We start from the raw sequence: 3751 nt of genomic DNA on the forward strand, positions 1-3751 counted from the left end.
TCGTGGGCCCGGCCTCAGCCAGCACGACCGGGACCACGATCGACGCGACGAAGGAAGTCGGTGAGCCCAACCACGCGGGGAACTCCGGTGGGCGTTCGATCTGGTACCGCATCACGCCGGCGTCGAGCGGCACGGCAACGATCGACACCGTGGGATCGGGCTTCGACACGCTGCTCGGCGTCTACACCGGCGGCGCGGTGAACGCGCTCACGCAGATCGCCGCCAACGACGACACCACCGGCCTCGGGCTCCAGAGTCGCGTGCAGTTTTCCGCGGTTGCGAACACGACGTACCAGGTTGCGGTCGACGGCTACAACGCCGCCAGCGGGACCGTGACACTGAACTGGGTGTCCCCCTCGGGGCCCCCTCCCCCTCCCCCTCCCTCAGGAAACACCGGATGGAGTAGCCCCACCGCCCAAGCTCCCGACTCGGGCGGCGACGGCAACGGCTACCAGACCAGCCCAGGAAACGCCCTCGGAGACGACGGGTCCTTCGCGCTCGACACCAACAGTGGCACGAGCTCGAGCACCAGCTGCACGTCGTCGAGCAAGGACAAGCACCGCTTCTCTGGGTACTCCATCACCCCGCCGGCTGGCGCGACCGTGAAGGGCGTCGAGGTACAACTCCAAGCCAAGGTCGACAGCACTTCGGGCTCCCCCAAGCTCTGCATCCAGCTCTCCTGGAACGGCGGTACCAGTTGGACGTCGGCCAAGGCCACCTCCACGCTGACCAACACCGAGGCCGCCCGCGTCCTGGGGAGTGCTTCCGACACGTGGGGTCGGGCCTGGAGCGCGAGCGACCTGGGCAGCAACTTCCGAGTGCGAGTGATCGACGTCGCCTCCTCCACGGCGCGCGACTTCTCGCTCGACTGGGTCGCGGTCCGCGTCCACTACTAGTTCTTCTTGGTGGTCGAGTCTCTTGACGTTGTGACAGGTTTCATGCGGCGTGTCCGAGGCGCGCGTTGGTGATGTAGTCCTCGGCGTGGTCGATGGTGGTGAGGGCGCGTCGAAGCTCGAGGGTGCGGGTGGACGGTCTGCGGTGAGGAGCGGGGCGATCGACGAGGTACGCCGTCGCGCATCGGCCGACGACCGGTCGGTTTCGTCGTGGATCCGCCGCGCCGTCGAACAGGAGCTGCACCGCATCCAACTCACAGATCCGTCCACGGGCCGCCCCCCGGGTCGGATCGCGCCACGGGCCGTGGGGTATCAGGGCGAACTCGAGTGGCTTCAGTCACTTAACGCGGTTTGAATTCCACTGAGCGTGGGCACTAGACTGCGGCGACCACTCCACGTGGAGAAACTGCCACGGTGGGTGGGTGGGTGGAGCGACGACCGCCAGGTGTGTTTCGGTCACCGAGCAAGGCCCCTGGCGTGAGCAGTGGTGAGACCGGCCTTCCCTGACTGTTGGGCAACGGCATCTGCGGAGAAGCAGATGCCATGGGACAAGCGGGGCAATCATGGGCAAGGTCTCCAGGCGCACCTTCCACGCTCGCGCCGCGCGCGCACAGAGCCAACGTCGGGTGCGGGCGCCGTTGAGCGCGCTGATGTTCACCGTCGTGCTCGCGGTCATGGTCACACCGTTCGCGGTCGCGGGAGCGGAGACGACGACTCCCGCGTCCGATACGCCCAGCCCCCTGACGACCGACGCACCGAAGAATGACAGCGCGCTTGCGCCGACGACCACCACGGTCGCTCCCGCGCCCACGACTGCCCCGGTTGCGTCCGACGACTTCGACGGTGACGGTGTCCCCAACGCCGTCGAAGATGCCGCGCCGAACAACGGCGACGGCAACCACGACGGCATCCCCGATTCGCAGCAGGCGAACGTCGCGTCGCTCCCTGCCGCGATCGATGTCAACGGCAACGGCCTGCTCGACGACTACGTCACGCTCGTCGCACCCGACGGGACGAAGCTCGAGAACGTGACGGCGCGCATGGTGCCGACGAGCCCGGCACCTCCGGCCGACGCGCACTTCACATACGGCCTCTTCGACTACGACGTGCGCGTCGCCAACCCCGGCGACGCGGCGAACGTCACGTACATCCTTCCGGACGGTCCTGCGCCCGAGAACTTCTACGTGCTGCAGAACGGCAAGTGGTCGGACGTCACCGACCACGCGTCGATCGACGCGTCCAAGAACGAGGTGACGGTCGGTCTCCGCGACGGCGGCGTCGGCGACGCGAGCAAGACGGCCGACGGCGTCATCCACGACCCGTCCGGCCCATCGTCGAGCGTGGTGGCCGGCACGCTCACGATCAACAAGGGCGGCGACCGCACCGCTGGCACTATCGCCGGCGCCGCGGGCGCCGTCTTCAGCCTCTACACCGATAGCAACCTCACGGTTCCGGCGTCACCGGCCACCTGTGGCCCCACCGACGCGAGCGGCGTGTGCTCCGTGCAGCTCGCTCCCGGCACCTACTACGCCAAGGAGACCACCCCGCCGACCGGCTACAACTCGCTGCCGCAGCTCGCCACCGACGTGGGCGGCACCGGGTCGGGCACCAACCGCAACTACACGAACACGATCGGCCCACTCACCATCACGTCCGGCGGCACGCTCACGATTCCCAACAACAGTGGCCTGAGCGCAGACGATTACAACTACAACACGGGCAAGTACGCGAACAGCCGGGTCAACCCGACCCTGCCGGCCGTCTGTGGCCTCAGCGTCGCGCTGCTCCTCGACCTCTCCGGATCGATCGACGACACCGAGTTCTCGCAGATGAAGACCGCGGCCAAGGGCTTCGTCGACTCGCTCACCGGCACGCCATCGTCCGTGGGTGTGTATACGTTCGCCACGAGCGCACCCGCGAGCGGCAACACGAACCTCGCCGCGACCTCGGTGTCCACTGCAGCCGGTGGTACCACCGTGAAGACGAAGATCGACGGCCTGAACCAGCCGAGCGCTCCCGCTTTCTACACGAACTGGGATGCCGGGTTCCGCCAGATCCCCACGGGCTATGACCTCGTGATGATCCTCACCGACGGCAACCCGACCGTCGACGGCATCGGCAGCGTGGACACCAGCAACATCACCACGAACTTCTTCCGGATCGAGGCCGGTATCGCGTCCGCGAACAGCGTGAAGACCCTCGCCGGCGCGCACGGTAACAACACCCGAATCCTCGGCATCGGCATCGGCATCGGTGCCAACTCCGAGAAGAACCTCGCCGCAGTGTCCGGTCCCACCGCCTACAACGGCATCGTCGGGCCCGGCTCGAACGCGGCGACGGCCGACTCCTTCGTCGCCGGTTTCGACACCCTGGGCACCACGCTCGGCGAGATCGCCAAGGCGCAGTGCGCGGGGAGCGTCACCGCCACGAAGCAGATCAAGACCGGCCCCGGCGCCAACGACTGGGCCCTCGCGCCCGGCTGGCAGTTTGGGGTCTCGCCGGCGGCCGACACCAGCAATCCCGCGAATGGCCAGACCGACGCCAACGGCGCCGTGAGCTTCACCTACTCGTCCGGCTCGTGGCCGAAGACGGTCCAGGTGTTCGAGACGCTGCAGGCCGGGTACAGCATCTCCCAGCAGAGCAGCCTGAACGCGTTGTGCACGTTGAACGGCGGCAGCTTCTCTGGGGGCGCGGTCACGGACGTCAACGTTCCGGACGCCGCGCATCCAGGCGTGCAATTCCAGCTGAACCAGCTCGACACCGTGTCCTGCAACTTCCGGAATACACCGGGGGCGAACATCACGGTGAACAAGGTGTGGTCGGGTGGCGCGTCGGGTGAGCTGCCGACGGTGGATCTG

General features: G+C 67.5%; 3 protein-coding genes. 2 read left to right on the forward strand and 1 reads right to left on the reverse strand.

The window, feature by feature from the left end; genetic code table 11:
• On the forward strand, nucleotides 1–896 hold an 896-nt coding region (locus WD271_05335; GenBank protein ID MEX1007250.1), incomplete at its 5' end, for a hypothetical protein.
• 40 nt (nucleotides 897–936) lie between these two features.
• Here WD271_05335 and WD271_05340 read toward each other — a convergent pair.
• The gene (locus tag WD271_05340; protein MEX1007251.1) at nucleotides 937–1146 is read right to left on the reverse strand and encodes a hypothetical protein; all 210 of its coding nucleotides are present in this window, start codon (nucleotides 1144–1146) and stop codon (nucleotides 937–939) included.
• A 373-nt stretch (nucleotides 1147–1519) separates the two neighbouring features.
• Here WD271_05340 and WD271_05345 point away from each other — a divergent pair.
• On the forward strand, nucleotides 1520–3751 hold a 2232-nt coding region (locus WD271_05345), incomplete at its 3' end, for a choice-of-anchor U domain-containing protein (protein ID MEX1007252.1).

Source organism: Acidimicrobiia bacterium (genome assembly GCA_040880805.1).
Lineage (GTDB): Bacteria > Actinomycetota > Acidimicrobiia > IMCC26256 > DASPTH01 > DASPTH01.